This window comes from Actinomycetota bacterium, assembly GCA_036280995.1.
Classification (GTDB): Bacteria; Actinomycetota; CALGFH01; order CALGFH01; family CALGFH01; genus CALGFH01.
In genome coordinates, this window is the sequence record DASUPQ010000388.1 from 1 (window position 1) to 3,151 (window position 3,151).

Sequence of the window (3,151 nt, forward strand, 5' to 3'; positions counted from 1 at the left end):
CCGGCTGCGCTGCGGGTCCATGACCTGCGCCACACGTGCGCGAGCCTGCTGATCCGCGAGGGCGCCAGCATCGAGGCCGTGCAGCACCACCTGGGCCACAGGTCGGCGTCGATTACCCAGGACCGCTACCGGCACCTGTTCCCGGAGGAGTTGGACCACCTGGCCGACCGTCTCGACCGGCTGCACGCGGAGGCTAGCGTGTACCGACGCCCTGGTGGCCGCCCTTCGGGCAAGGCAAGGGCCTGGTCGGTGACCAGGCCCTTGTGGTGGAGGTGGGGAGACTCGAACTCCCGTCCCGCGGCGTCGTTCCAGGGCTTCTCCGAGCGCAGCCACCGGTTGAGGTTCGGACCCGGGCTGTCCGGTGGCGACGCTCCCGGGTCCTAGCCAGCCAAGGTGTTCCCGGGACGGGCGCTGGCCTCCCGTCCCAGGTGAGCCTGCTATCGACGCCCGACCCGCTCCCGCAGGCGTGGAGCGGCGGACGGCTGTCTAAGAAACCTTAGGCAGCGAGCGCGTAGTTAGGCTTGGCGCTTGTGGTTTTCGCGGTTTGGTGCGGAGCCCCGCGAACTCCGGCTCGCTTCCCCTGGATCGATCCGTCACGGTCGAACCCAGGCACCCCCGTATGGTGTTGTCAACGCCCTCCATTGTAGCGATGTTCCGGTAGGCTCCGGCCATGGCTGGAGCAGGTGTCATCGCCGTCACCGGGGTCACCGGCGGGCTGGGCGGGCGGGTGGCCCGGCGGCTTGCGGAGCAGGGCGCCCGACAGCGGCTGGTGGCCAGGGACCCGGCGCGGGCGCCGGCGCTGGCCGGGGCCGAGGTGGCCACCGGGAGCTACGACGACCGCGACGGGCTGCGGCGGGCCTTCGAGGGGACGCAGGCGCTGTTCATGGTGTCGGCGTCGGAGGACCCCGACCGGATGCGGCTGCACTCCAACGTGGTCGAGGCGGCGGCGGACGCCAAGGTCGAGCGGGTGGTGTACACCTCGTTCTTCGGGGCGTCGCCGGACTGCACCTTCACCTTCGGGCGGGACCACTGGCACACCGAGGAGCGCATCCGGGGCAGCGGGCTGCGCCACACGTTCCTGCGCGACAGCCTCTACATCGACTTCCTGCCGCTGATGGTCGGGGCCGACGGGGTGATCCGGGGGCCGGCCGCCGACGGCCGGGTGGCCGCGGTCACCCGCGACGACATCGCGGACGTGGCCGTGGCCGTGCTGCTGGACGACAGCGGCGGCCACGACGGGCGGACCTACGACATGACCGGGCCGGAGGCCTTCACCATGGCCGAGGCGGCCGAGGAGCTGTCCCGGGTCACCGGGCGGGCCATCACCTACCACGCCGAGACCCTGGAGGAGGCGTACGCGTCGCGGGCCCACTACGGCGCCCCCGACTGGGAGGTCGCCGGCTGGGTGACGACCTATGCCGCCATCGCCAACGGCGACCTGGAGGCGGTCAGCGGCGACGTGGCCGCCGTCGCCGGGCACCCGCCGATGAGCCTGGCCGAGTTCCTGCGCCGCAACCCCGACAGCTACCGGCAACTGCGGGAGGCTCCGCCCCCCGCATCCCCCCCGAACACCGACCCGGGTGGGGCCGCGACCTAGCCTCGCGTGCGGGCCTTGCGGACCCGGGCCATCTCGCGCTCGGCGTCGCGCTTGGCCAGCGACTGGCGCTTGTCGTAGGCGCGCTTGCCCCGGGCCAGGCCCAGCTCGACCTTGACCAGCTGGCCCTTGAAGTAGATGCGCAGCGGGACCAGGGTCAGGCCGCGCTCGTTGATCCGGGCCGCCAGCTGGTCGATCTGCTTGCGGTGGAGCAGCAGCTTGCGGGGGCGGGTCGGCTCGTGGCCCTCGTAGCCGGTGTGGGAGTAGGCCGGGATCTGCATGTGCAGGACGATGTCGCCGCCGTCGACCACGGCGTAGGCGTCCTGGAGGGACGCCTTGCCCTCGCGCAGGGTCTTGACCTCGCTGCCCCGCAGGACCACCCCGGCCTCGATCGTCTCGAGGATCTCGTAGTCGTGCCGGGCACGGCGGTTGGTCGCGACCGTGCCCGGGGGCTCGCGCCTGGGCATCTGCGGGGACCGCCGGCCTAGATCCGCACGTACTTGCGGAGCGCCAGCAGGCTGGCCAGGGCCGAGGCGACCACCCCGAGGGCCAGCAGCACCACGCAGGAGGCGTAGAACTCGCGCATCCCGACCGCGGGCAGGATCTGGAAGATCGACACCTGGTTGCGGACCCGGTCCAGGTAGAACATGCCCGCCCGGAGCAGCCCGAAGGCGATCAGGGTGCCGAGCAGGCCGGCGACCACGCCCTCGGCCAGGAACGGCAGCCGGATGTAGGTGTTGGAGGCCCCGACCAGCTTCATGATCTGGGTCTCCTTGCGCCGCGCGAACGCGGCCACCCGCACCGTCACCGCGATCAGGACCACGGCGGCGATGCCGAGCACCGCGGCCAGCACGAAGAAGGAGTTCTTGAGCATGTTGAGGACCGCGAACAGCCGCTCGACCAGCTTCTTCTGGTCGATCACGGAGTCGATCCCCGGGTTGCAGACCTCTTTGCCGCGGTCGTTGAAGGTGCCCGAGCAGAACTCGTCGTGGACCTGGGCGAACTGGGTCGGGTCCTTGAGCTTGACCCGGTAGCTCTCGGGCAGCACGTCCGGGCTGACGTTGCGGACCATGTCGGGCGAGTCCTTGAACTGGTCCCGGAAGCGCGCGTAGGCGTCCTCCTTGGACTCGTAGTAGACCCGCTCCACCACCGGCACCGCCTCCAGCTGGCGGCGGATGTCCTCGCGCTGCTGGGCCGGGATCTTGGGGGCGAGGAAGACCGAGACCTCGATCTTGTCCGACCAGTAGCCGCCGAACAGCGACACCTGCTTGCCGGCCAGCAGCGCGATCCCGAACAGGGTCAGGCTGATGGCGACGATGATGACCATCGAGATGGCCAGCAGGAGGTTGCGGCGGAACCCCCGGTAGGCCTCGACGGCGATGTACGACAGCCTAAACGCCAAGGTCGTACACCCCCCGCTCCTGGTCGCGGACGACCTTGCCGTGCTCCAGCTCGACCACCCGCTTGCGCATCTGGTCGACGATGCGTTCGTCGTGGGTGGCCATGACCACGGTGGTCCCGGTCCGGTTGATCCGCTCCAGCAGCCGCATGATGTCC

The 3,151-nt window shown here is 70.7% G+C and carries 4 protein-coding genes and 1 other RNA gene; 1 reads left to right on the plus strand and 4 read right to left on the minus strand.

The genetic code is table 11. The features are described 5' to 3' along the window. Positions 1 to 264: 264 nt before the first annotated feature. Positions 265 to 617, minus strand: a transfer-messenger RNA (tmRNA) gene (gene ssrA / locus VF468_12995). Between the two features lie 53 nt (positions 618 to 670). Here ssrA and VF468_13000 point away from each other — a divergent pair. After that, positions 671 to 1,597 carry an SDR family oxidoreductase gene (locus VF468_13000; protein ID HEX5879213.1) on the plus strand — a complete coding sequence of 309 codons (927 nt, stop codon included), beginning with the start codon at positions 671 to 673 and terminating at the stop codon, positions 1,595 to 1,597. On the opposite strand, the gene smpB is transcribed toward VF468_13000, so the two are convergent. The 3 genes from smpB to VF468_13015 form a co-directional block, all read right to left on the minus strand. Further along, positions 1,594 to 2,061, minus strand: coding sequence for an SsrA-binding protein SmpB (gene smpB / locus VF468_13005; GenBank protein HEX5879214.1), 468 nt, complete (start codon positions 2,059 to 2,061; stop codon positions 1,594 to 1,596). The genes VF468_13000 and smpB overlap by 4 nt on opposite strands. 17 nt (positions 2,062 to 2,078) lie before the next feature. Next, positions 2,079 to 2,996, minus strand: coding sequence for a permease-like cell division protein FtsX (gene ftsX, locus VF468_13010; GenBank protein ID HEX5879215.1), 918 nt, complete (start codon positions 2,994 to 2,996; stop codon positions 2,079 to 2,081). After that, a partial coding sequence (locus VF468_13015) for a cell division ATP-binding protein FtsE (protein ID HEX5879216.1) occupies positions 2,986 to 3,151 on the minus strand: 166 nt, incomplete at its 5' end. The genes VF468_13015 and ftsX, both read right to left, overlap by 11 nt.

Bases quoted from the DNA above. Each gene is read 5' to 3' on its own strand.
- smpB (HEX5879214.1), bottom strand. From the start codon at position 2,061: ATGCCCAGGCGCGAGCCCCCGGGCACGGTCGCGACCAACCGCCGTGCC.
- VF468_13000 (HEX5879213.1), top strand. From the start codon at position 671: ATGGCTGGAGCAGGTGTCATCGCCGTCACCGGGGTCACCGGCGGGCTG.